The following is a 20,939-nucleotide window of genomic DNA, read 5'->3' on the forward strand; positions in this document are numbered from 1 at the left end:
GTCAGGGTGCACGCCGATCCGCCCTGACGGCGAATCAGCTATTCCTGACCTGCTCCGCAGGAGTTCGTTTCCTCTCCGGCCTGAAGGACTCCGTTGGCGAATGATCAAAGTGCCTGATTCCGCCTGTTGGCATGATTGTCGGGTTGATCGGGTGGAAAGGGTTGGGTGTGTCGCTGCAGTCGTGGGATGACCGTGGGGTGCCGGAGTGGACTGCGCGGGTGGTCCGGGCGTCGTTCCCGAAGGGAACTCTGGCCATGCGGATCCGTGACGCGCTGGGCCCGGTCTTCGTCGATGAGACGTTCGCGCAGGCGTTCCCGGCGGGTGGTCGTCCGGCGGCGTCGCCGGGGGCGTTGGCGCTGGTGTCGGTGTTGCAGTATGCCGAAGGGCTCAGTGATCGGCGGGCCGCTGACCAGGTTCGGGCCAGGATGGACTGGAAGTATCTGCTCGGGCTGGAGCTCGACGATCCCGGGTTTCGACTTCACGTTGCTCGGCGATTTCCGGGCCCGGCTGATCAAGCACGGTATCGAGGAGAGGGTCCTCGACGTCGTTCTGGACCGGTGCTCGCAGCACGGTCTGCTGCGGGCCGAGGGCCGGCAGCGCACCGATTCCACGCATGTTCTCGCGGCGGTGCGGGCGCTGAACCGGATGGAGTTCGTCGGCGAGACTCTGCGGGCGGCCCTGGAGGTCCTGGCCGCGGCCGCGCCGGGATGGCTGACACCGTTGATCGATGCCGGCTGGACCGAACGTTACGGCTCCCGTATCGATTCGTACCGGTTCCCGAAAGGCGATGACGTGCGGGCCCGCTGGGCCGAACAGGTCGGCCGGGACGGCTGGACCTGGAACAGGCGGCGGCCACCCTGATCGAGGGCCGCACGGCGGTGGTGGTCGCCCACCGCCTGAGCCAGGCCCGCGCCTGCGACCGCATCGCCGTGCTCGACGCGGGCACGATCGTCGAGACCGGAACACACGACGCGCTGATCGCCCACGGCGGCATCTACGCCGCGCTCTGGTCTGCCTGGTCACGCGCGGAACTCTGAGGTGGAGAACGCCGGCTGGCGTGCCCGCACCGTCTGCCGGCAGCTGCCTCACGCCCCCGGTGAATTGATCTCCAAGGACATGAGCTGCGTGCGGGTGGTGATGCCGAGCTTGGGGAAGCTGCGGTAGAGGTGTGACCCGACCGTGCGGGGCGAGAGGTAGAGGTGTTCGCCGATCTCGCGGTTGGACAGCCCTCGGGCCGCGAGCCGGACGACCTCGCGTTGCTGCGGAGTGAGCGTGTTCAGCGCCTCGCCGACGGCGGCGCCGGGACCTGCGGCCGGACCGCGCGGGTGGTCGGTGGTCAGTCCGGCGGCGCGGGCCTCGGCACGGGTACGGTCGGACCACGGGATGGCGCCGAGACGGTCGAAGAGGGCAAGGGCTTCGGTGAGCGGTGTGCGGGCCTCGGTGATCCGGCGCCGGCGGCGTAGCCATTCGGCGAGATCCAGGGTGGCCTGGGCGTACTCGAACGGCCAATGACGAACGGTGGGATCCGCGAGGGCCGCCCGCAGGTGTTTCTCCGCCTGTTCCGGACCGGCGAGCAGGCCCCGGGCCCGGTGCAGAATCGCCTGCAGACGTGGGCTGTCCATGCCCGGCGCGTTGCGCTCGACGATCCGTGCGGCTTCCTCGTGGTTGCCGGTGTGTGTGGCGGCCGCCGCCAGGTCGGCGAGCAGCGGAAAACTGACGTGGTAGTGCACGGGGGAGCCGTCGGCGGTGAAGGCGCCCCGCAACTGTTCCCACGCGCCGGCGAAGTCGCCGTCGGCGATGGCCGCGGTGCCGAGCGCGCGCCGGGCGGACACCGCGACGGCTCGGCTCTCCAACGGGTCGATCAGGGCGAGGCCGTCGGCGACACGGGCGCGGGCCTGATCGGTCCGGCCGCGCAGGGCCAGCACGGTCGCCTCGGCGACGGCCGCTGTGGCGACCGCGTGATCCAGGCCGAGGGCGTTCCCGGTCGCGGTGACGAGGTCGCAGGCGTCGAGGGCCTGCTGCCAGCGGCCTCGCTCCAGGTAGGCGTACGGCGCCGCGCCGCCCAGGCAGTCCACCGGGGAGCCGTGCGCCGGTGGCCTCTGCGCGACTTCGTCGAAGAGCCGTACGGCCACCGAGGTCTCGTCCAGCAGCCAGGCCATGACGGCGGAGTGGCTGAGCGACTCGGGCAGCGCACAGCCTTCCTCACCCGGACCGGGAAGCGCAGCGAGCAGGTCACCGCGCCCCGCGACGGGGTGCGGGTCACCGACAGCGGCGAGCCACTCGCGCAGGCCGGGACGGGTCGGGCCCAGGGCGGACACCAGCGCCTGCAGCCGGCGCCCCTGTTCGTCGTCACCGGACTGGTAACGCACGACGGTGGCCGCGGCCAGCAGGTCTCCGGCGACGACCGGATCGAGGTCGAGCAGCGGAACCGCGGCTCGGACCAGTCTTTGGAAGACGACCGGGTGCCGGTTCGTCATGCCGGCCAGCATGCCGACCCGGAGTGCGGCCTGGGCGAGCAGGTGCGGGTCGCCGGTCTGTTCCCGTACGGCATCGGCGAGGCTCTCCACCCAGATCAGATCCCCGGTGGCCACCGCCGCCTGCGCCGCCCGGATCAACAGCCGCACCCGCTCCGCCGGCTCCGGAGCGAGTGCGGCGGCGTGTTGCAGCGCCCTGGCCTTCGCCGCATGGCCGCCCTTGCGGCGGGCTTGGTCCGCGGTCTGCTCCAATGCTGCCGACACCGTCGCGTCAGGCCCGGGACTGGCGGCGGCCAGATGCCAGGCACGGCGGTCGGGTTCGAGCCCCGGCGTCGCGGCGAGCGCGGCATGCACGGCACGACGCTCCTGCGGGTCGGTGCCGTGATAGACGACGGATCTGGCCAGCGGGTGGTGTGCCCAGGCGGGGCCGGTCCTTTCCCCGTTCGCGTACGCGAGAAGCAGGGTCTCGCGCTCACGACCGGTGAGCTCCGCCACGCGCGGGGCGAAGTGCCGGTGCCACCGCTCGGAAACCGGCAACGGGCCCAGGGCGAGGACGGCCGGCGTACGGGCGAATTCGATCAGAGCCAGGGGGTTGCCGTCGGCCTGCGTGAGGATCTCGGACCGGTCCGGGCCGGTCGGGGCGGACGGCTGGCGGTCCAGAAGCTGCGCGGCCGCGCGCGGATCCAGCGGGCCGAGCGTGACAGCGGGGAATCCCTGAACCGGCGGCTCTCCGCTGTGCGCGATCACGATCCGCACCCGGGTGCCGCTCAGGCGCCGGCCGGCGAAGGCCAGGGCGTCGAGGGAGGCCCGGTCGATCCACTGCGCGTCGTCGACAGCGATCAGCACGGGCTGCAGCAGGGTCAGTGCATCCAGTACGGCGAGGCCGACGGCGAAGGGGTCCACCACGGACAGTGATTGCCGGAGCAACTGGTGCAGGGCCGCGTGCGGCAGGACCGACTCCGCCTCGCTGCCGACCGCACGGAGCACCCGGGTACCGGCGTCCTTCGCCGCGCGGATCGTGTGCTCCAGCATGGTGGTCCTGCCGGAGCCGAGGTCTCCGGTCACCAGCAGCAGCGGATCGGCGCCGGCCGTCAACCTGTGCAGCTCCGCGGCCCGCCCAATGATCATGACTGCATGATGCAGTCAGGCGACTGATACCTGCAAACGCCCGGTCTCCGTACGGTTTGATCCCGTGCGAGCGATCAGATACGACCGGTACGGCCCACCCGAGGTGCTGCGCCCCGTCGACATTCCCGAGCCGGTGGCACAGCGAGGGCAGGTGCTGGTGCGGGTGCATGCGGCCGGGGTGCACCCGGTCGAGCTCGACGTCCGTGCGGGAAAGCTCCGCCGGGTGTTGCGTGGCCCGTTGCCCCGCGGGATCGGCGCCGACTTCACCGGCGTGATCGAGGCGGTCGGTGACGGGGTCGACCCGGCGCGGGCCGGCGAACGGGCCTGGGGTGTGATGCCGCATCTGACGGTGGGCAGCACTGCCGAACTGGTCGCCGTGCCCGCACCTCTGGTGACACCCGCGCCCGCGTCCATCAGCCTGACCGAGGCGGCGGCGCTGCCCGCTGCCGGCACCACCATCCTGCGCGCGCTGACCGGGAAGATCCCGGTCGGTGAAGGCACCCGCCTGCTCGTTCGTGGTGCCGCCGGTGGCGCCGGCGTGCTGGCGGTGCAACTCGGCCGGAAACTCGGGGCGCACGTGACGGCGCTGGCCCGGGCCGAGCATCTCGGGCTCGTCTCCGGGCTCGGCGCCGACGTCGCCCTCGACTACCGGACGACGGAGGTGGCCGGGCTCGGCACCTTCGACGTCGTTCTCGACCTGGTGGGCAAGGACTTCGGGGCGTACCGCAAGGTCGTGAAGCCCGGGGGACGCCTGATCGCGCTCGCCATGGATCCCGACCACCTGGTGCGGTCGTTCGTCTCGACCCTCCGGCCGGGAATTGTGGCCTTCACCAACAACCCGGGAACGGCCGAGCTGACGGCCCTGACCCGGGCGGTCGACGACGGCGTGTTGCGGCCGGTCGTCGCGGAGGTGCTGGCGATGCAGGACGCGGCGCAGGCACACCGCCGACTCGAACACGGTGGCGTCGCCGGACGGATCGTTCTGGAACTGAGTTAGATATGGAGAAGAAGTGAACCTTGCTGTGTACGCGGATGTCACCTATGACAGCCGCCGCTGGGCCGCCCTGCCGTTGCGTGCCGACGACATCGTCATCTCGGCGCCGGTGAAGTCCGGGACCTCCTGGCTGCAGACGATCTGCACGTTGCTCCTCTTCCAGGATCGGGAACTGCCGGCCCGGCTGGGAGCACTGTCTCCCTGGCTGGAGTCGAACGACAGCCCGGTCGAGGACGTCGTCTCCGCGCTGGAGGCCCAGGAGCACCGGCGGGTCATCAAGTCGCACACGCCGATCGACGGCATCCCGGTCGTACCCGGGATGACCGTGGTGGCCGGGGTGCGACACCCCCTGGACGCGGCCGTCTCGTGGTACCACCACCTTCGCAACATCGACTTCCCCGCGCTGATGACCCGTCTCGGGCTGCCGCCGTCGTACGATCCCAGCCCGACCGGAAGCGCGCACGACTACCTGACGTCCTGGATCGCCGAGAACGACCCGTCGGCGCCGGAGCAGTCCACGCTGACCAGTCAGCTGCGCATGATCCGGACCGTCTGGGAGCGGCGCGACGACCCGGGTGTCGTCCTGGTGCACTACGCCGACCTGTCCGACGACCTCGAGCGGGAGATGCGCCGGATCGCCGAGCGCCTGGGTGTCGAGGTGCCGCAGAGTCGCTGGCCGGCCCTGGTCGAGGCGGCTTCCTTCAAGCGGATGGCCGAGCGGGCCGACGAGCTGGTTCCCAGTCAGCCGCTGAAGAGCAGCCAGGCCTTCTTCCGGGGCGGCCGGTCCGGTGACGGGACCGGCCTGCTCAGCGACGACGAGCTCGCTCGGTATCACGACCGGGCCCGCGCCGAGCTGCCCACCGAGCTCTACACCTGGTTGCACCGCCCTTAGCTGAGGATGCCGCGGTGGTCGGCCGGGCCGGTCCGGCCGACCACCGCATCCAGGCCCACCTACTTCTTGAAACCGGCGAGCAGCTGCTGTACGTGATCGGCGGCTGCTGATGCGTCCAGCGGCAGGTGTCCGACGAGCAACCGGTACCAGAAGACGCCGAAGATCTGGTCCACGGCGAGGTCGAGGTCGGCACCCGTGCGGATCTCGCCCCGTTCGCGGGCCCGCGTCAGCAGCCGTAGTACCACGTCACGGCGTGATTGCACCCAGGCCCGGAAGGGGTCTTCGAAGCCGGCGTCGAGCTGCGCCTCGGCCATCAACCCTCGCAGGGCGCGCACGCGCGGGGCGAAACGAGCCCCCTGGTACAGGTGCTCGACGAAGTCGGTCAGGTCACCGGCGAGAGATCCGGTGTCCGGCTCGGGCATGCGGCGCGCCACGGTGGTGGTGTACGCCTCCATGACCAGGGCGGGCTTGGAACTCCACCATCGGTAGATGGTGCTCTTCGCGACCCCCGCACGCTCGGCGATGCCCTCGATGGTGATTGCCTGGTAGCCGTGCTCCTCCAGTAGTTCCGTTGCCGCCGTCAGCACCGCGCCGTGCGCCTCGGTGCTGCGAACGCGCCCACCCGTACGTGCCAAAGCCCACATCCCCGCGTCGATCACGTCCTTGTCCGGGCTCCAACCTATGCTACGGTCAATCGAAACGCGACGTCGCGTTTCGATTGGAGAACCTCATGAGCACCATCGTCATCTCGCACGCCTACGGCAACGACGAGCACAGCGTCTGGTACCCGTACCTGCGCGAGCAGCTCCAGCAGCGCGGCCACACCGTCGAGGTTCCGAACCTGCCCGACGCGCAGACCCCACGGCTGCAGCCGTGGCGGACCGCATTCGCCGAGCGGGCACTGGCCACCCCGGCCGGCGAGACCGTGCTGGTCGGGCACAGCATCGGCGCGGTCAACATCCTGCGGTTCCTGGAGCAGCACGATCCCGAGCGCGACGGAGTCTTCGCTGGCGTGGTGCTCGTGGCGGCGCCCGCACACGAGGTCGGCTACGACGCCCTCGCCGAGTTCTTCACCGAGCCCTTCGACTGGGCGACGATCCGCCGGTCGGCCCGGCACTTCCACGTGCTGGCCGCCGCCGACGACCCGGTGCTGACGCCCGACCCGTTCGAGCACGTCGCCATCCACGTCACCGAGCTCGGCGCCACCGGCACCGTCCTGCCCGGCGGCAGCCACTTCGGTGCGGGCCCCGACGACCACATCGAGGTGCCCGAGGCCGTCCGTCTCGTCCTCGACATCACCGGCAAGAGCTGACGGCGACCCCCTGCCCGGTCGCATTCCCCTCATCTTCAGGAAAGACTCATCATGACCAAGAAGATCCTCTTCGTGATCAGCGCCGCCGACCACTGGACTCTCAAGGACGGCACCCGCCGCCCCTCCGGCTTCTGGGCGGAGGAGGTCGTCCTCCCGTACGAGAAGTTCAAGGCCGCCGGTTACGACATCGCCGCCGCAACCCCCGGTGGCGTGTCGCCGACCGTCGACGAACTGAGCCTCAGGCCCGAGTACGCCGGCGGCGAGGAGAACGCCATCCGGATGCGTGCCGCGCTCGCGGAAGCGGCCGAACTGGCGAAGCCGATGCCCATCGAGGACGTCGACCTCACCGAGTACGACGCCGTGTTCTACCCCGGCGGCTTCGGCCCCATGGAAGACCTGTCCTCCGACACCGCCTCCGCGAAGCTGCTCGCCGGCACCCTGAAATCCGGGAAGATCCTGGCCCTGGTCTGCCACGGCCCGGCCGCCCTGCTGGCCACCGTCGACACCCGGGGCGCCTCGCCGTTCCACGGGTACCGCCTCACCGGCTTCAGCAACGCCGAGGAGGCCCTCGGGGGAGTGTCCGACCAGGCCAAGTGGCTCCTACAGGACCGCCTGGAACAGGAACTGGCCGCCGATTACGTCGAAGGCGCCAGCTACCAGCCGCACACCGTCACCGACCGCAACCTCTACACCGGGCAGAACCCGGCCTCCGCGGCCCCGCTCGCGGACGAGGTCCTCAAGGCGCTCGCCTGAGCCGGCCGTGGGTGCGGCGGCAGCAATGTCCCCCAGAACTGGATCGTGAATCCGGACTCCGGGACGCAGGTCCGCGACCCGGCGACGAACCCAGGCCTGGACAGCAATCACGACTGTTGTCTGATGCAGCATGTCCAGAACGGGGACGGGGAACACCGCCGGCGCCGCCGGCGACCAAAAGCGGCTGTTCGACGGCGAAGTGGTCGCCGACCGTGCGTGGCCGGGAACCGATGCGGCGCTGTTCGTCTTGAACCTCCTCATCCGGGCCGACCGGCATGGCGAGCACCAGTACGGGGCACCGCCGCTACCGGGGACGCCCCGTTTGGATTCCTCGTCGACGAAAACGGCGTGCGGTCGGTGGATTGCTCCGGCCGCACGCCGCGCCGGATCAGCTGCGGCCGAGCATTTCGGCCGTCAGAACGTTGCCGCCGAGGCCCCAGCCGCCCTCGACGACCTCGTCGACCAGGACCAGCGTGGTGGCGCGGGCGCGCTCGCCGTAGACATCGGCGTACGCGTCGGTCACAGCGTCGATGAGCTTCTTCTTCGATTCCGGGGTCAGGGTCTCGGCCGGAACCTTGAGGTTGGCGAATGGCATGGCGTTTCTCCTTGCTCGGTGGTGGTTTTCAGAGCGAGGCATTCAAGGGCAACAGGCCCTCGATGCCAAGTCGGTGGTAGAACTCGGCCCGGATGCGGTCGGCCACGGCGGAGACGACCTCACTGCCGTCGCGGCTCGGATCGACGTGGGTCCGGAAGGGGCGACGGTCGTCCGGCAGGCTTTCGCCGGTGACCGGGATGGCTTTCCGGTCGGAGGCCATCAGATGATGCCACCGTTGACGCGCACGACCTGGCCGTTGACCCATCGTCCGCCCGTGCCTGCGAGGAAGGCAGCGACTTCGGCGATGTCGGCGGGGGTGCCGAGCCGCTCCAGCGGCGGCTGCTTGGCCAGACGCTCGATCGTCTGCTCGTCCTTGCCTTCGAGGAAGAGTTTCGTAGCGGTGGGCCCGGGCGCGACCGCGTTCACCGTGACATCGCGGCCGCGGAGTTCCCGGGCCAGAATCAACGTCATGGCCTCGACCGCTCCCTTGCTGGCGGCGTACGCGCCGTAGCCGGGGAACTGCAGACCGACCACCGAGGTCGACAGCATGACGATCGCGCCGCCGGACCGAATGCGGCGAGCGGCCTCGCGGGCAATGACGAAGGACCCGCGGATGTTGGTCCGGTGCAACTCGTCGAGGGCGTGGAGATCGAGGTCGGCGATCGGCGAGAGCGCCAGCCGTCCCGCGGAGTTGACAACGACATCGACCCCGCCGAAGGCCTCGGTAGCGGCAGCGAACAGCGCCGACACGTCGTGCTCGTCGGCCACATCCGCCTGCTCGGCGATCGCTCGGCCCCCGGCGGCGGTGATCTGGTCGACCACCTCCTGCGCCGCCGTTCCATTGCCGGCATAACCAACGACGACGGCTTGCCCGGCCTCGGCGAGAGTGGTCGCGATCGCGCGGCCGATGCCTCGTGACGCGCCGGTGACGACGGCTACCCGTTGACCTGCCATGACACTCACCTTCCTGCTTCATAGTGATGCTATGTATTCACCGTATCGCTGATAAGACGAAGCTAGCACGACGCCCGAATCGCCGCTAGCGATGTGACGTATCATTGATTTCATGCGAGAGCGGAATGAAGCTGCCACCGACGGACGACGTCGCCGCAGCGGCGCCACAGGGACGGCAAACGACGCCATGGTGCGCGGAGCTCTCGTCGAGGCGGCCCGGCGTCAGATCGCCTCAGCCCGAGAAGGTGACATCTCCACCCGGGCCGTGTGTGACGAGGCCGGTGTGACCCAACCCGTGCTCTACCGGCTCTTCGGCGACAAGAACGGCCTGCTCGACGCCGTCGCGGATGATGCCTTCGAGCGCTACGCCCGGCGTAAGCAAGCCCTGGAGATTTCCGACGACCCCGTCAAAGACCTTCACACCGGGTGGCGCGACCACATGTCCTTCGCCGCCGAGAACCCCGCCGTCTACCAGCTGATGTTCGTGCCCCGGCCGCACTCCGCGTCCAACGCCTACCGGCGGATTCTGGAGCTGCTCGAGGCGACACTGCTGCGCTGTGCCGCCACGGGCACACTCGCGACCACGCCGCGGCTGGCTGCTCAGCTGATTCTGCCGGCCAACATCGGTGTCGCCCTGAGTCACATCGCCCAACCGCACCTGTTCGACGACCCGGCTCTGTCCGATCGTACCCGGGAGGCGATCTTCGCCGCGGTGCTCAGTAGGCCGGCGGATCCAGGCCCGCCCAGCCGGACGTCGCCGATGCGGACCGCCGCGTGGCAGCTGCGCGCTCAGCTCACCCTCACCGGAACCGACAAGCTCGCGCCGGTCGAGGCGGCATTGCTCGACCACTGGCTCGAACGTCTCGACGAAACCCCCTGACCGGGAAGGCAACCAGCCCGGACGAATAGACCTCGGCCGCAGACGAACCCGCACCCAGGCAAGCGCGGGCCTGCCCCGAACCGATCCGGGCCGTGCCGGTGTGGCCGTCGAAGAAAGTCCACCAGTCGATCGAACAGCGTCTGGCGTAATCCGGACTGTCGTTGTTGGATGATCACGTGAACGACAGCAGCGCAGCCGCCCCGGGTATCGACCCGACCAAGCCGCATCCCGCCCGGCGTTACAACTACTGGCTCGGCGGCAAGGACAACTTCGCCGCCGACCGGGCCTCCGGCGACGAACTGGAGAAGCACTTCCCGAAAGTACGGCTGGGCGCGCTCGCCAACCGGGCCCTGCTGCAGCGGGCCGCCCGGTTCCTGACCGCCGAGGCCGGCATCCGGCAGTTCCTCGACATCGGCACCGGCCTGCCGACCGCGGACAACACCCACCAGGTGGCGCAGCGGCACGCCCCGGAGAGCCGGGTCGTCTACGTCGACAACGATCCGCTGGTGATGGTGCACGCGCGGGCCCTGCTGAACAGCAGCCCGGAGGGGCACACCGCCTACATCGAGGCAGACCTCAACGATCCGGAGTCGATCCTGCGGCATCCGACGCTCACCGACACCCTGGACATGACCCAGCCGGTCGGGCTGATGCTGATCGCGGTGCTGCACTTCGTGCACGGCGACGGGGCCGCCCAGCCGATCGTGCGGCGGCTGCTGGACGCGCTGCCGCCCGGGAGCTACCTGGTGGCCACGCACGCCACCTCCGACTTCGGTACTCCCGAGCAGCAGGCCCTCTACCAGGATCTGGTACGGAGCGGGCGTTCCGACGTGTGGACCCGGCCGTACGACGAGTTCGCCGCTCTGTTCGAAGGTCTGGAACTGGTCGAACCGGGCGTGGTGCCGGCCAGCGAGTGGCGCCCCGAGCCCGGCGCGAACATCCCGGAGCGCACCGACATCAACGTGTGGACCGCGGTCGGCCGCAAGCCCTGACCGGCCGGGCTCACCAGCGTCGTGGGTGTGTCAGCTCGCCGGGGCCGGCGGCCTGCAGGGTGCGTTCGTGCCTGGTGCGGTAGTCGCTGCTCTCTCCGGGTCGCCCGCGAGCTGATCAGCCCTTTCTCAAACAGCAGATCGGGCCGCGAGGTCGTCGAGCACCTGCTGGCCGGCGTGCGAGGCCAGGCGCGAGTTCTGTGAAGCGACGACCTGCCAGCGGCCGCCACGCTGGGTTGCGGCCGGCTGACCGGTCACTATTCCGAGGGCGTCATATGAGACGGGGTATCGGTGTCCGGGTGAGGTCGGTGGGCGCTTGCCCAGGCCTCCACCTCCTCGGCATCCCAGACCTTGCCCTGGTTCAAGCGCGCGATCGGTGCCGGGAAGCCGGCCCGCCTGACCAGCTGAGAGACGCGCTGGCGGCTGATACCGCCGAGACAGACGGCAAGCTCGCCGGCACCCATCAAGCGAATCGAATCCTCAGGCATCGTGGCGACCACCCATCGTTGACGAAAGGGAGCATTTGATTCCGGATCGACGGGGCTGGCCGTCTCACGGTTTTCGGGCGACACCGGCCCAGAAGTGGGTTCCCCGGAGGGAACGTGAAAGTGGCCGGCCCGGCGCTTCGGACAGCGACGGGCCTGGAAGTGTCGGAAGGTCCAAGCCTGCCGCCGCTGTGATCGAAGTTAAGGGCGGGCGGGAGCAGCCGGGGGCACAGTTTGTGCCCCCTACCTATGCGGCTAGCAGGCCGATTTTGACAGCGAGTTCGGATGCGCGCCGGCGCCGGGCCGGGCTCTTGGACTCGGCCTCTTCGAGGACGATCCGCTTGGCGAACCCGTTGTATTTGATGGTTTCGGGCGCAGCCTCGTTGGCTTTTCCAGAGTGGCCAATGCGGCGTCGGGCTGCCTGTCGAGGTGGTAGCCCCGGGCCTGTTCGACCCGGTGTCGGGCGCGCCGCGGACGAGACGGAATGGTCACCGCGTCTGCCGCCGCCGACTGCCGAACCGACTCGCCGCCCTGACGCAGCTCCACAGCCACCGTCACCGCGTGAGCCCCCATGATCGCTTGCGAGAACGAGGTGACCGGATGGTAGTAGCCTTCCGACAGTTTGCCGGCCATCGCGCGGGCGGTTTCCCAATACCTCCAGGCGGTGCCGGTCGCCCCACGCCGGGCGGCGGTGTAGCCGGCTTCGAAGGTGAGCGCCCCGGTGATCGCCAGTACGTCCGGCGGCACCTCCTCATCGCGGATCAGGGGTTCCAGGTATCTGAGCGTCGCCAGGTTCACCGCGTCGGCGGCATCGAAGTGCGCCGGCCCCGCGTCGCGGTGTGCCTGGGTGGTCAACCACGCGGCCATGCCGATCGCGTGCGGGTCCTCCAATTCCTGGGCCGCGACCATGCCGCGCTCGGCCACCCGCCACAGCAGGGCGGCGTCCGGCTGGTACGACACGAAGAACTGGCTCAGCGAGTAGACCTCGGCCAGCACGGCCTGCGCCGCTCGCCGTTCCGGGCCGGTGTCGGCCTGCCGGACGGTGATCTGCGCGTCCCGGAGCAGGCCCGGCAGCAACGCACCCACCACCTCACGATGGTTGGGCGCCGAGTGCCGCGCTGACCACGCACGCGCCAGCCGCGCACGAATGTGAGCGATCGATGACGCCTCCTGCACCGCGGCGACCGGGAAGGCGTCCACCGCCGCCTTGACGGCGGCGAGGCGCGGATGACCCGGACCGACGAACAGATCGGCGTGCAGCGACTGGTCACCAGCGAGGTCGGCCACGTTGTGCACCCGAAGCGACTCGGCGAGGGCGAGAACGACTTCCAGCTTCGGTGTCTTCAAACGGCCGGTCTCCAACCCCTTGATCCACGATCCGGACTTGCCCACCAGAGCACCGAGCTGGTCTCGGGTAAGTCCCCGGCGCACGCGGAGAATCTGAAGTCGCTGGCCGAATGCCAGCGGATCGGCGTACGGGTCCATCGGCGCTCCCCTGGTAGCGGTCAGGGTGCGGCGGCCGGCCGCTACAACCGGCCGCCTAATTCGACGGTACGCCACATGAACGATCCTCTGGACACACAGAAGCGCCCACCCGCACCCTCGCCGAGGTCACCCAGCAGTCCGACACCGTCTCCCGCACGATCGCCGACGCCGTCGGCGCCGAGATGACCCTGCAGCGCGCCGACCCGCTGCCGTGCACCGGCCGGGCGGGGAGACCGCCGACGACGGACGCTGGTACCTCAGCTCCGGCTTCACCGTCACCGTCACCGCCGACGACCTGGCCGCCGCCTTCGACCGGATCAAAGCCGCGCTCACCGCCCAGGGCTGGGAGTTCACCAGCCAGAGCAGCTTCGCCGACGGCACCCGGATCCAGCTCGACGCCCGCCAGCCCACCATCGGCCACACCGCGTCACTGACGACCACCAAGTCGGGAACCCAGATCGCGGTGTTCCTGTCCAGCCGCTGCGCCATGCCGGCCCCCGGTGAAGACCCTGCCGAGGACTGACCCAGCGACATACCGGGATACCGCGCGGTGGCGCTGTCGCCGAGGATGGCCGGCGCCAGGACGAACACCGCTGGCGCTGGCGGGCCCGACAGTAGGCCGTCAAGCACGTCGACCGCGGCTGGCTGGCCGAAATGATCGCCCCGGATCGCCAGGCCTGGATTTCGCTGTGGAGGGCAATTAGGCCCGTATCGTTGAGAGCTTTTCCGATGCTTTCACGGCCGGAATCTTGGTTATACAAAATCGGCAGGGCAGACGCCTCGAATCCCGTGGGTGCTGCATTAAAGGTATTGACAAGTATTATGCCATCATAGGCGCCGATTATGGTTTCGAACTTGTTTCCTGGATATTTCGGACAGCCTCTGGCGTCGGGCAATGTTCGAACCCTAAAGTCTGCGGTTAACGGCCGGGTACCACACAACTTCGATCCGCTATTCGATTGAATCGATTCAAAACCTAGTGGGGACACCCTTACCCTCACGCGGGAGGAAGCCTTGTGAAAACACATACCAGCAGGCGAAGGGGCATGTCCTTCGCTGCGGTGACGGCGCTCGTCATCGCCGGAGTCTCAGTTCCGAGCGGGGGAGCCGGCGCGTCGTCCGCTACGACGGTGGGTCGGCTGGAGGTCAACGCCAGCCCGTCGCCGCTCGGTATCGACGATCCGCAGCCCACGTTCTCCTGGATTCTCAGCTCCTCGCAACGCGCTGTCCACCAGCGCAAATTCCGGCTGGTGGTCGCGACGACCGCAGCCAAAGCGGCCGCCGGAAAGGGCGACGTCTGGGATTCGGGCCTCGTGGTCTCCGGTGACACCTCCGCCGACTATGCCGGACGCCGGGCCCTGAAATCGCGGACCCGCTATTACTGGAGCGTCCAATCCCAGACCCCGAATACCACCCGGTGGGCGGCCCCGGCATGGTTCGAAACCGCCTACCTCGACGCCTCCGACTGGAAAGGTCAGTGGATCTCCGGCGAGCCACGCCCGGTCACTGTTCCCACCCCCGCCGACGGCGCCTCCGACGACGCCTGTTGTCTGCGGGCGAGCACCACCCTCGCGCAAGCCGCCCCTTCCGGTACGACCAACATCAAGGTCGCCTCCACCTCGGCTATCGCCGTCGGCGGCGGTCTCGTCATCGGCGCCGGTGAGACCGCACAGACCGTCACCGTCGAAACGGCCGGCACAGCGGCCACCAGCACCGTCCTGGCAGCCACGGCGGCCACCGGCTCGACCACCCTCTTCGTGGCCTCGGTCAACGGCTTCACCACCGGCGCGCCCATCACCATCGGCGAGCAGACCGGCACCATCACCACGGTCGGCACAGCCCAGGGCCAGGCCCGCACGTTGGCCGCCGCCGCCGACGCCGGAGCGACGAACGTCAAGGTGAACAACGTCAACGGCTTCACCGTCGGCGTGTCCGTGCTGATCGGCGCCGAGATCCGCGTCGTCACCGCCGTCGGTACCGCCGGCGAAACCGGCACCGGCATCACCCTGAGCGAGCCCCTCGGCGCCGCGGCAGCCGTCGGCACCACGATCCGCAGCCTCGGCACCGGCATCGGCATCACCCCCGCGCTGACCACGGCGGCAACTTCCGGCACCGCGGTGACCAGCCCCGGCACCGGAGTGACGATCAGACCGGCGCTCGCCGCCGCCCAACCGGCCGGAACCCCGGTGACCGGCACCACCACGCCCACCGAGATCCGCCGCCCGCCCGGCAGCTCCCCGAACGCCGGTTCCTGCAAGCCGATCCGTCCGACGTACCTGATGCGCAAGGCCTTTGAAGTGGCGCCTGTCAGCAGACACGGCGCCGTCACCAGCGCGCGGCTCTACTCGGTGGGCCTCGGCTGGAATCAGCCGACGGTCAACGGACAGAAACCGGACCAGGACGCCTATCTGAACCCCGGCTTCACCGACTACGAGGACACCGTCCAGTACACGACCGACGACGTCACCAAGCTCATCAAGCAGGACAAGCGGTCGCCGAGGACCAACGTCGTCGCGACCGAACTGGGCGCCGGGCGCTACGACTCGGAGTCGCAGCCCAGCAACCACCGCTTCGAGACGGCGCAGTGGCGCAACCTCGAGACGCTGCGCGCCGACCTCTGGGTGCGGTACGCCGACGGTACCGAGCAGCTGATCCGATCCGACAACACCTGGAAGACCAGCATCGACGGGCCGACCCGTTACAACGACTTCGACACCGGCGAGACCTACGACGCACGCCGTGAGCTGCCCGGCTGGAACACCGTCGGGTTCTCGGACAAGGCGTGGAAGAACACCCGTGCCGTCGCCGGCCCGAAGGGTCAGCTGGTAGCCCAGCAGACCGAGGCGACCACCAAGATCCGCGAGCACGCCGGGCCGTTCCCGCGCTGGTCGCCCGCGACCGGTGTGCACGCCTTCGACACCGGCCGCCAGCGCACCGGCTGGGCGACCGTGAAGATCTGGGGAGCCCAGCCGGGCCAGGTCATCCGGATCGTCTACGTCGAGCGCCGTAACGACGACACCACCAAGGACGACCCCACCGTTCCCGGGACCGGGCAGGACGGCGCGTTGCAACTGGCCGGGAACCTGCAGCAGGAGTATTACGTCTCCGACGGCACCGGCACCGCGGCCCAGCCCGAGGTGTACGCCCCGAACTGGAACTTCGCCGGCTTCCAATGGGTGCAGATCGACGGCTCGAACGGCACCGCCCTGCCGGGCACCGTGCAGGTCGACGTCGCCTCAGTGCAGGAGCTGCGCACCGACTTCACCGAGATCGGGACCTTCGCGTCGTCGGTGCCGCTGCTCAACCAGATCTACGCCAACGTCCGCGGTTCGGTCGCCGGGGACTGGATCGCCGGTTACTCGATGGACACCCCGACCTACGAGAAGGACGGCTGGACCGGAGACGCGCAGATCATCCTGCCCACCGTCGCGAACATCTTCGACATCCAGCGGTCGCTGCAGAAGTCCGCACGTGACGCGGTCGACTCCCAGCTGGCCAATGGCCAGATCGGCCTGCTCATCCCGGGCGCCCAGGGATACGGCTACTGCTCACCCACCGATCCGGCCACCGACCCGAACGACTACACGCCGTGCGGTAACTCGCCGTCGCTGAACGTCTTCAAGCCCGACGGCGGCGGCGCCACCCCCATCTGGGACGCGTTCCTGCAGGTCGTGCCGGCCGAAGGACATCTGCGGTACGCCGACCTGGAGCCGATCCGCACCGCCTACGACGCCATGACGAATTACATGGACCGCAACATCCAGGGCGGCCGGCCGTACGAGCAGGGCTCGGGTGGCTGGTTCGTGTGGGACGGATCCAACGACTGGACACTGAACTCCGGCCTGGGGGACTGGGCGTTCGTCACCGGCGCCGAGGGCAACGCCGCCGAGGGCACCAACCTCAACGTCGGCGGTTTCCAGGCGGCCTCCTCGACCGCGTTCACCGCGTACCTGGCCACCAAGACGGCCGAAGCAGCCCGGCTGCTGCACGCCGACACCGGGAACCCGCGCTACCTGCGGGACGCCACCAAGTACGAAACGCTGTTCCAGAACATCCGCAAGGACTTCAACGCCCGCTGGTGGGACACCACCCGCGGCTTCTACGCCGAGAACACCACCCAGGAACTGCGGCAGGGTTTCCAGGCGTGGGCGATCGGTTTCGGTCTGGTCGAGGAGAAGAACAAGCGGGCCCTGCAGGAGAAGCTCGCCTAAGACGTGGCGGTCACCCGCACCGGGCACGCGATGATCGGGTTCGTCGGCATCCGGTGGATCTGGCCGGTGCTCTCCGAAGCCGCCCACGCCGGTGTCCCGTACGCGAAAGAGGCACTTTTCAAGGTCGCGCAACAGACCACCTATCCGTCGTACGGCTACCACATCGGCCTCGGCTACACCGGTGTCGGCGAGTACTGGGAGTCCACGACCCGCACCCGTAACCACCAGTTCCAGGGCTCGATCGGGCAGTGGTTCTACGAGGAACTCGCCGGCATCAAACCCGCCGCGGCCGGCTACTCGAAGATCACCATCCAGCCACTGCCGGGCGGCCAGTACGGGGTCGAGCACGCCGCCGCCTCGGTCGACACCGTCCGCGGCCTGATCAGATCCGGCTGGACCCAGGCTAAGGACGGCAGCCTGAAGCTCGACGTGACCATCCCGGCCAACACCACCGCGACCGTGTACGTGCCCGCCACGGCGAAAGGCAAGGTGACCGAGGGCAACCGTCCCGCCCACCAGTCCACCGGTGTGCGCTACGCCGGCCACCGGCTCGACGCCGAGGTCTACGAGGTCGGCTCCGGCACCTACTCCTTCCGCGTCACCGCCTGATACAACACTCGGGCCGGTCCACCGGGCCGGCCCGAGCCCAGGGAAGCACCAGTGGACATCGATCTCAACCTGCTCAGACCCCTGCACGCACTGCTCACCGAACGCAACGTCACCCGCGCCGGGCACCGCGTGGGTGTCAGCCAGCCGGCGATGAGTGCCGCTCTGCGCCGGCTGCGGACCCACTACGGCGACCCGCTGCTCGTACGCTCCGGCGGTGAACTGCAGCTGACCCGCCTGGGTGAACTGCTGCTGCACCGCACGGCCGAAGCCCTCGCGGCCGCCGAACGGGTCCTGACCGTGCAGGGTGACTTCGACCCCGGCAGCAGCACCCGGCGGTTCACCGTCATCGCCTCCGACTACGCCGTGGCCGTCATCGGCGCCGCCCTGGCCACGTCGCTGCGTGCCGCGCCGGGAGTCACCGTGGAGTTCCGTCAGCACCTGGACAACGCCGACGACGATCCGGAAACGATCCTGCGCGACAACGACCTGGTGATCCTGCCCCGCGGGCACCTGGACGGCTTCCCCTCGGCGGACCTGTGGCAGGACCGCTGGGTGTGCCTGACCGGCGACGACGAACCCGCCGACCTCACCACCCGACGCTGGGTGGCGGCGCACCACGGCTCCGGGATCCCGCTCGCACCCGTCGCCCGGCTGAGCGAGACCGGCCACCACATCCGAATCAGCGTGCTGGCGCAGAGCCACCTCGCACTGCCCATGATCCTCGGCAGCTCCGGCGATCTCGTCGCCCTCGTCCAGCAGCGCCTCGCCGACCAGTTACCCCAGGGCACATTGACGGTACGGGAGTCGCCGTTCCTGATCCCCGACCTGCACGAGGCGATGTGGTGGCACCCGGCACACCACGACGACGCGGGAAACCGCTGGCTCCGCACGCTGGTCGCGGCGAGTGCCCCCGCGCTCAGGAGGTGAGTGGGGCGGAATCGGTCATGGCCAGGAGACGGTTGCGAGCCCTGGTCATCCTCTCGGGCGTCTCGTCACCGAAGGCGGCCGCCGCGGCGATGCCCTCGCAGGCTCGCTGAACGATGTGAGCGATGTCGGGATCCATGCCGTCCAGGGTGAATTGCTGGTCCCACCAGTCCCGGTCCTCGCCCATGAGGTCGGCGATGCCCTGAACTCCTCTGATGCCGTTCCAGGCAGTGGTGGAGACGAGGTATTCGGCCGCATCGGTCTCACCGCCGCACAGGGCGCGCACGTATGCCCGCAGCATCTTGCCCGGACGGTTCTCCGACAGGTCGAGATGGCGCATCACATGGTTGCGGAACTGCTCGTTGATGTCCTGGGCAACGGCGAGGATCAGCTCGTCCCGGTTGGCGAAGTGATGCAGTAGCCCGCTCTTGGACACCTTCGCCGCCGCGGCCACGTCTGCCAGAGACATCGCGGTGCCACGTTCTGCCAGGAGTCGTGCTGCTGCGTCCAGGATCGCCCTGCGTGTCCGTTCGGAGTTACGGCTCGCTCTGCCGCTGACTTCGGTCATGCAGGCCATCCTATAGTCCGCACTGTCGACCATAAAGCCTGTTAAAAACCTCACTGTGAGATGTACAGAAGATGGATTGGTTTGTTCTACCGACCGATTGGTCTGTACGGTGATGGCATGGATGATGTGGCCTCCGCGTCTGTTCGCGGGTCGACCAACGCGCTCAGCGCCCGCCGGCGATGGGCCGCACTAGCCGTGCTCACTCTCGCCGTTACCCTGCTGGCCATCGACGGGACGGTGCTCGCCCTGGCGGTGCCCTCCCTGACGGCCGCACTGGAGCCGACCACCACCCAGCTGCTGTGGATCGGCGACATCTACTCATTCGCCCTGGCCGGGCTCCTGGTGACCATGGGGAACCTCGCCGACCGGATCGGTCGGCGGCGACTACTGCTCATCGGCAGCGTCGCGTTCGGCCTCTCCTCGGCGATCGCGGCCTTCGCGCCGACCGCGGAGCTGCTCATCGCCGCCCGCCTGTTGCTCGGCATCAGCGGCGCCACGATCATGCCGTCGACCTTGTCGATCGTGCGCAACCTCTTCGACGACCCGCAGCAACGGACCCGCGCGATCGCGATCTGGTCGGCCGGCGCGACCGCGGGCGCAGCGCTCGGGCCCCTGGCCGGCGGCGCATTGCTGGAGCACTTCTGGTGGGGCTCGGTGTTCCTGGTCAACCTCCCGGTCATGGTGATCGTGGTGGTGCTCGGCCTGTGGCTGCTGCCGGAGTCCCGCAATCCGCAGAGGCCCACGATCGACTGGCCCTCGGCCGCACTCTCCCTCCTGGCGATCGTCCCGTTGGTGTACGCGGTCAAGCACACCATTTCAGCCCAATTCGATGGTCAATCCATCGCCGCAGCCGGCATCGGCCTGCTAGCGGCCGCCATCTTCGTACGGCGACAGCGGCGGCTGCCGCAGCCGCTGCTGGACGTCGAGCTGTTCGCCAATCCGGCCTTCACCGGCGCCATCGCCGCCGCCGGTACCGCGATCTTCGCCTTCAGCGGGCTGCTCTTCTTCTTCTCTCAATACCTGCAGCTCGTGCGTGATCTGTCACCCCTGAAAGCAGGGCTGGTCGAGCTACCGACCACGATCGCCTCCATCGGCGTCGTCGTCGTGGTCGCGATCCTGATGCGGCGCCTGGGCCCCGGACGTGCCATCGCGGCAGGCCTCGCCACAGCGGCCGCGGGGCTCGCCCTGCTCACTCTCGCACTGGGCCACGACGGCTACGTCGGCATCGTCATCGGACTCACCATCATCGGACTGGGCGTCGGCGTCGCCATGACACTGTCCAACGAAGCCGTGGTCACCGCCGCCCCCAAGGGACGCGCCGGCGCCGCCGCCTCCGTCGCCGAGACGACCTACGAACTCGGACTGGCCCTGGGCATCGCCGTGCTGGGCTCGGTGCAGGCGATCATCTACGGCTGGAACCTCACTCTGCCCTCGGGAACACCGGAGAACCTCCGGGACGCCGCCAGCGAGTCGCTCGCCGTCCTGCTCCGGCACTCCGACAGCAGTGAAGCGCTGACATCCGGGGCGATCACCGCCGCTCAGGATGCCTTCGCCGGCAGCGTGCAGACCACCATCGGCATCTCGAGCGTCCTGGTCCTGCTCGCCGCCGTCATCGCCTGGCGACTGATCCCCTCACCCCGCCATCGGCACGCCGACCAGACACATCCCTGAACCATCCTCGAAGGA

Annotated in this window: 19 protein-coding genes and 1 pseudogene; 13 read left to right on the forward strand and 7 right to left on the reverse strand. The window is 69.2% G+C overall.

Going from position 1 to position 20,939, the window contains the following annotated elements; all coding sequences use genetic code 11:
* Positions 1-254: 254 nt before the first annotated feature.
* Both Aco03nite_RS47930 and Aco03nite_RS47935 read left to right on the forward strand, forming a co-directional pair.
* Positions 255-791 (forward strand): transposase, encoded by a 537-nt coding sequence (locus Aco03nite_RS47930; protein WP_203809030.1) that lies wholly within the window; start codon positions 255-257, stop codon positions 789-791.
* Between the two features lie 90 nt (positions 792-881).
* Positions 882-1,037 (forward strand): hypothetical protein, encoded by a 156-nt coding sequence (locus Aco03nite_RS47935; protein ID WP_203809032.1) that lies wholly within the window; start codon positions 882-884, stop codon positions 1,035-1,037.
* 48 nt (positions 1,038-1,085) lie between these two features.
* Here Aco03nite_RS47935 and Aco03nite_RS47940 read toward each other — a convergent pair whose 3' ends face one another.
* Positions 1,086-3,602: a helix-turn-helix transcriptional regulator gene (locus Aco03nite_RS47940; RefSeq protein ID WP_203809034.1), complete on the reverse strand. Its 2,517-nt coding sequence runs from the start codon at positions 3,600-3,602 to the stop codon at positions 1,086-1,088.
* Between the two features lie 64 nt (positions 3,603-3,666).
* On the opposite strand from Aco03nite_RS47940, the gene Aco03nite_RS47945 reads away from it, so the two are divergent.
* Together Aco03nite_RS47945 and Aco03nite_RS47950 are read left to right on the forward strand one after the other, a co-directional pair.
* Complete coding sequence (locus Aco03nite_RS47945; protein WP_203809036.1) at positions 3,667-4,599, forward strand: NADP-dependent oxidoreductase; 933 nt, start codon at positions 3,667-3,669, stop codon at positions 4,597-4,599.
* Between the two features lie 13 nt (positions 4,600-4,612).
* Complete coding sequence (locus Aco03nite_RS47950) at positions 4,613-5,488, forward strand: sulfotransferase domain-containing protein (RefSeq protein WP_203809038.1); 876 nt, start codon at positions 4,613-4,615, stop codon at positions 5,486-5,488.
* 59 nt (positions 5,489-5,547) lie between these two features.
* Here Aco03nite_RS47950 and Aco03nite_RS47955 read toward each other — a convergent pair whose 3' ends face one another.
* Positions 5,548-6,132, reverse strand: coding sequence for a TetR/AcrR family transcriptional regulator (locus tag Aco03nite_RS47955; RefSeq protein ID WP_203809040.1), 585 nt, complete (start codon positions 6,130-6,132; stop codon positions 5,548-5,550).
* An 86-nt stretch (positions 6,133-6,218) separates the two neighbouring features.
* Between Aco03nite_RS47955 and Aco03nite_RS47960 the strand changes: the two genes are divergently transcribed.
* Positions 6,219-6,800 carry an RBBP9/YdeN family alpha/beta hydrolase gene (locus Aco03nite_RS47960; protein WP_203809042.1) on the forward strand — a complete coding sequence of 194 codons (582 nt, stop codon included), beginning with the start codon at positions 6,219-6,221 and terminating at the stop codon, positions 6,798-6,800.
* A 51-nt stretch (positions 6,801-6,851) separates the two neighbouring features.
* A complete protein-coding gene (locus tag Aco03nite_RS47965) occupies positions 6,852-7,553 on the forward strand; it encodes a type 1 glutamine amidotransferase domain-containing protein (protein ID WP_203809044.1) in 702 nt (233 codons plus the stop codon).
* 388 nt (positions 7,554-7,941) lie between these two features.
* Here the strand turns inward: Aco03nite_RS47965 and Aco03nite_RS47970 are convergent, their stop codons facing one another.
* From Aco03nite_RS47970 to Aco03nite_RS47980, 3 genes are read right to left on the reverse strand one after another with little or no spacing between them, the layout of a single operon-like run.
* Entirely contained in the window at positions 7,942-8,148 is a 207-nt protein-coding gene (locus Aco03nite_RS47970) for a tautomerase family protein (RefSeq protein WP_203809046.1), read from the reverse strand.
* A gap of 28 nt (positions 8,149-8,176) precedes the next feature.
* Positions 8,177-8,368: a hypothetical protein gene (locus Aco03nite_RS47975; RefSeq protein ID WP_239146038.1), complete on the reverse strand. Its 192-nt coding sequence runs from the start codon at positions 8,366-8,368 to the stop codon at positions 8,177-8,179.
* The gene (locus tag Aco03nite_RS47980) at positions 8,368-9,102 is read right to left on the reverse strand and encodes an SDR family oxidoreductase (RefSeq protein WP_203809048.1); all 735 of its coding nucleotides are present in this window, start codon (positions 9,100-9,102) and stop codon (positions 8,368-8,370) included. Before Aco03nite_RS47980 ends, Aco03nite_RS47975 begins: the two co-directional genes overlap by 1 nt.
* A gap of 112 nt (positions 9,103-9,214) precedes the next feature.
* On the opposite strand from Aco03nite_RS47980, the gene Aco03nite_RS47985 reads away from it, so the two are divergent.
* Both Aco03nite_RS47985 and Aco03nite_RS47990 read left to right on the forward strand, forming a co-directional pair.
* Entirely contained in the window at positions 9,215-9,982 is a 768-nt protein-coding gene (locus tag Aco03nite_RS47985) for a TetR/AcrR family transcriptional regulator (RefSeq protein WP_203809050.1), read from the forward strand.
* 176 nt (positions 9,983-10,158) lie between these two features.
* A complete protein-coding gene (locus tag Aco03nite_RS47990; protein WP_239146039.1) occupies positions 10,159-10,974 on the forward strand; it encodes an SAM-dependent methyltransferase in 816 nt (271 codons plus the stop codon).
* A 737-nt stretch (positions 10,975-11,711) separates the two neighbouring features.
* Here the strand turns inward: Aco03nite_RS47990 and Aco03nite_RS47995 are convergent.
* Entirely contained in the window at positions 11,712-12,941 is a 1,230-nt protein-coding gene (locus tag Aco03nite_RS47995) for a helix-turn-helix domain-containing protein (protein ID WP_239146040.1), read from the reverse strand.
* A 211-nt stretch (positions 12,942-13,152) separates the two neighbouring features.
* Between Aco03nite_RS47995 and Aco03nite_RS48000 the strand changes: the two genes are divergently transcribed.
* The 4 genes and pseudogenes from Aco03nite_RS48000 to Aco03nite_RS48015 all read left to right on the forward strand — a co-directional run bounded on the left by Aco03nite_RS48000 (position 13,153) and on the right by Aco03nite_RS48015 (position 18,688).
* Positions 13,153-13,464, forward strand: coding sequence for a hypothetical protein (locus Aco03nite_RS48000; protein ID WP_203809052.1), 312 nt, complete (start codon positions 13,153-13,155; stop codon positions 13,462-13,464).
* A 607-nt stretch (positions 13,465-14,071) separates the two neighbouring features.
* Positions 14,072-17,404: pseudogene (locus Aco03nite_RS53810) on the forward strand (family 78 glycoside hydrolase catalytic domain); the annotation flags it as partial.
* Between the two features lie 21 nt (positions 17,405-17,425).
* On the forward strand, positions 17,426-17,761 hold the full coding sequence (locus tag Aco03nite_RS53815) for an alpha-L-rhamnosidase C-terminal domain-containing protein (protein WP_275415992.1): 336 nt from the start codon (positions 17,426-17,428) through the stop codon (positions 17,759-17,761).
* Positions 17,762-17,812: 51 nt separating this feature from the next.
* Positions 17,813-18,688 (forward strand): LysR family transcriptional regulator, encoded by an 876-nt coding sequence (locus Aco03nite_RS48015; protein WP_203809058.1) that lies wholly within the window; start codon positions 17,813-17,815, stop codon positions 18,686-18,688.
* Here Aco03nite_RS48015 and Aco03nite_RS48020 read toward each other — a convergent pair.
* Positions 18,678-19,286 carry a TetR/AcrR family transcriptional regulator gene (locus tag Aco03nite_RS48020; RefSeq protein WP_307837687.1) on the reverse strand — a complete coding sequence of 203 codons (609 nt, stop codon included), beginning with the start codon at positions 19,284-19,286 and terminating at the stop codon, positions 18,678-18,680. The genes Aco03nite_RS48015 and Aco03nite_RS48020 overlap by 11 nt on opposite strands.
* Positions 19,287-19,370: 84 nt before the next feature.
* On the opposite strand from Aco03nite_RS48020, the gene Aco03nite_RS48025 reads away from it, so the two are divergent.
* The gene (locus tag Aco03nite_RS48025) at positions 19,371-20,924 is read left to right on the forward strand and encodes an MFS transporter (protein WP_203809062.1); all 1,554 of its coding nucleotides are present in this window, start codon (positions 19,371-19,373) and stop codon (positions 20,922-20,924) included.
* Positions 20,925-20,939 lie beyond the last annotated feature (15 nt).

It is taken from the genome of Actinoplanes couchii, from assembly GCF_016862075.1.
Classification (GTDB): Bacteria; Actinomycetota; Actinomycetes; order Mycobacteriales; family Micromonosporaceae; genus Actinoplanes; species Actinoplanes couchii.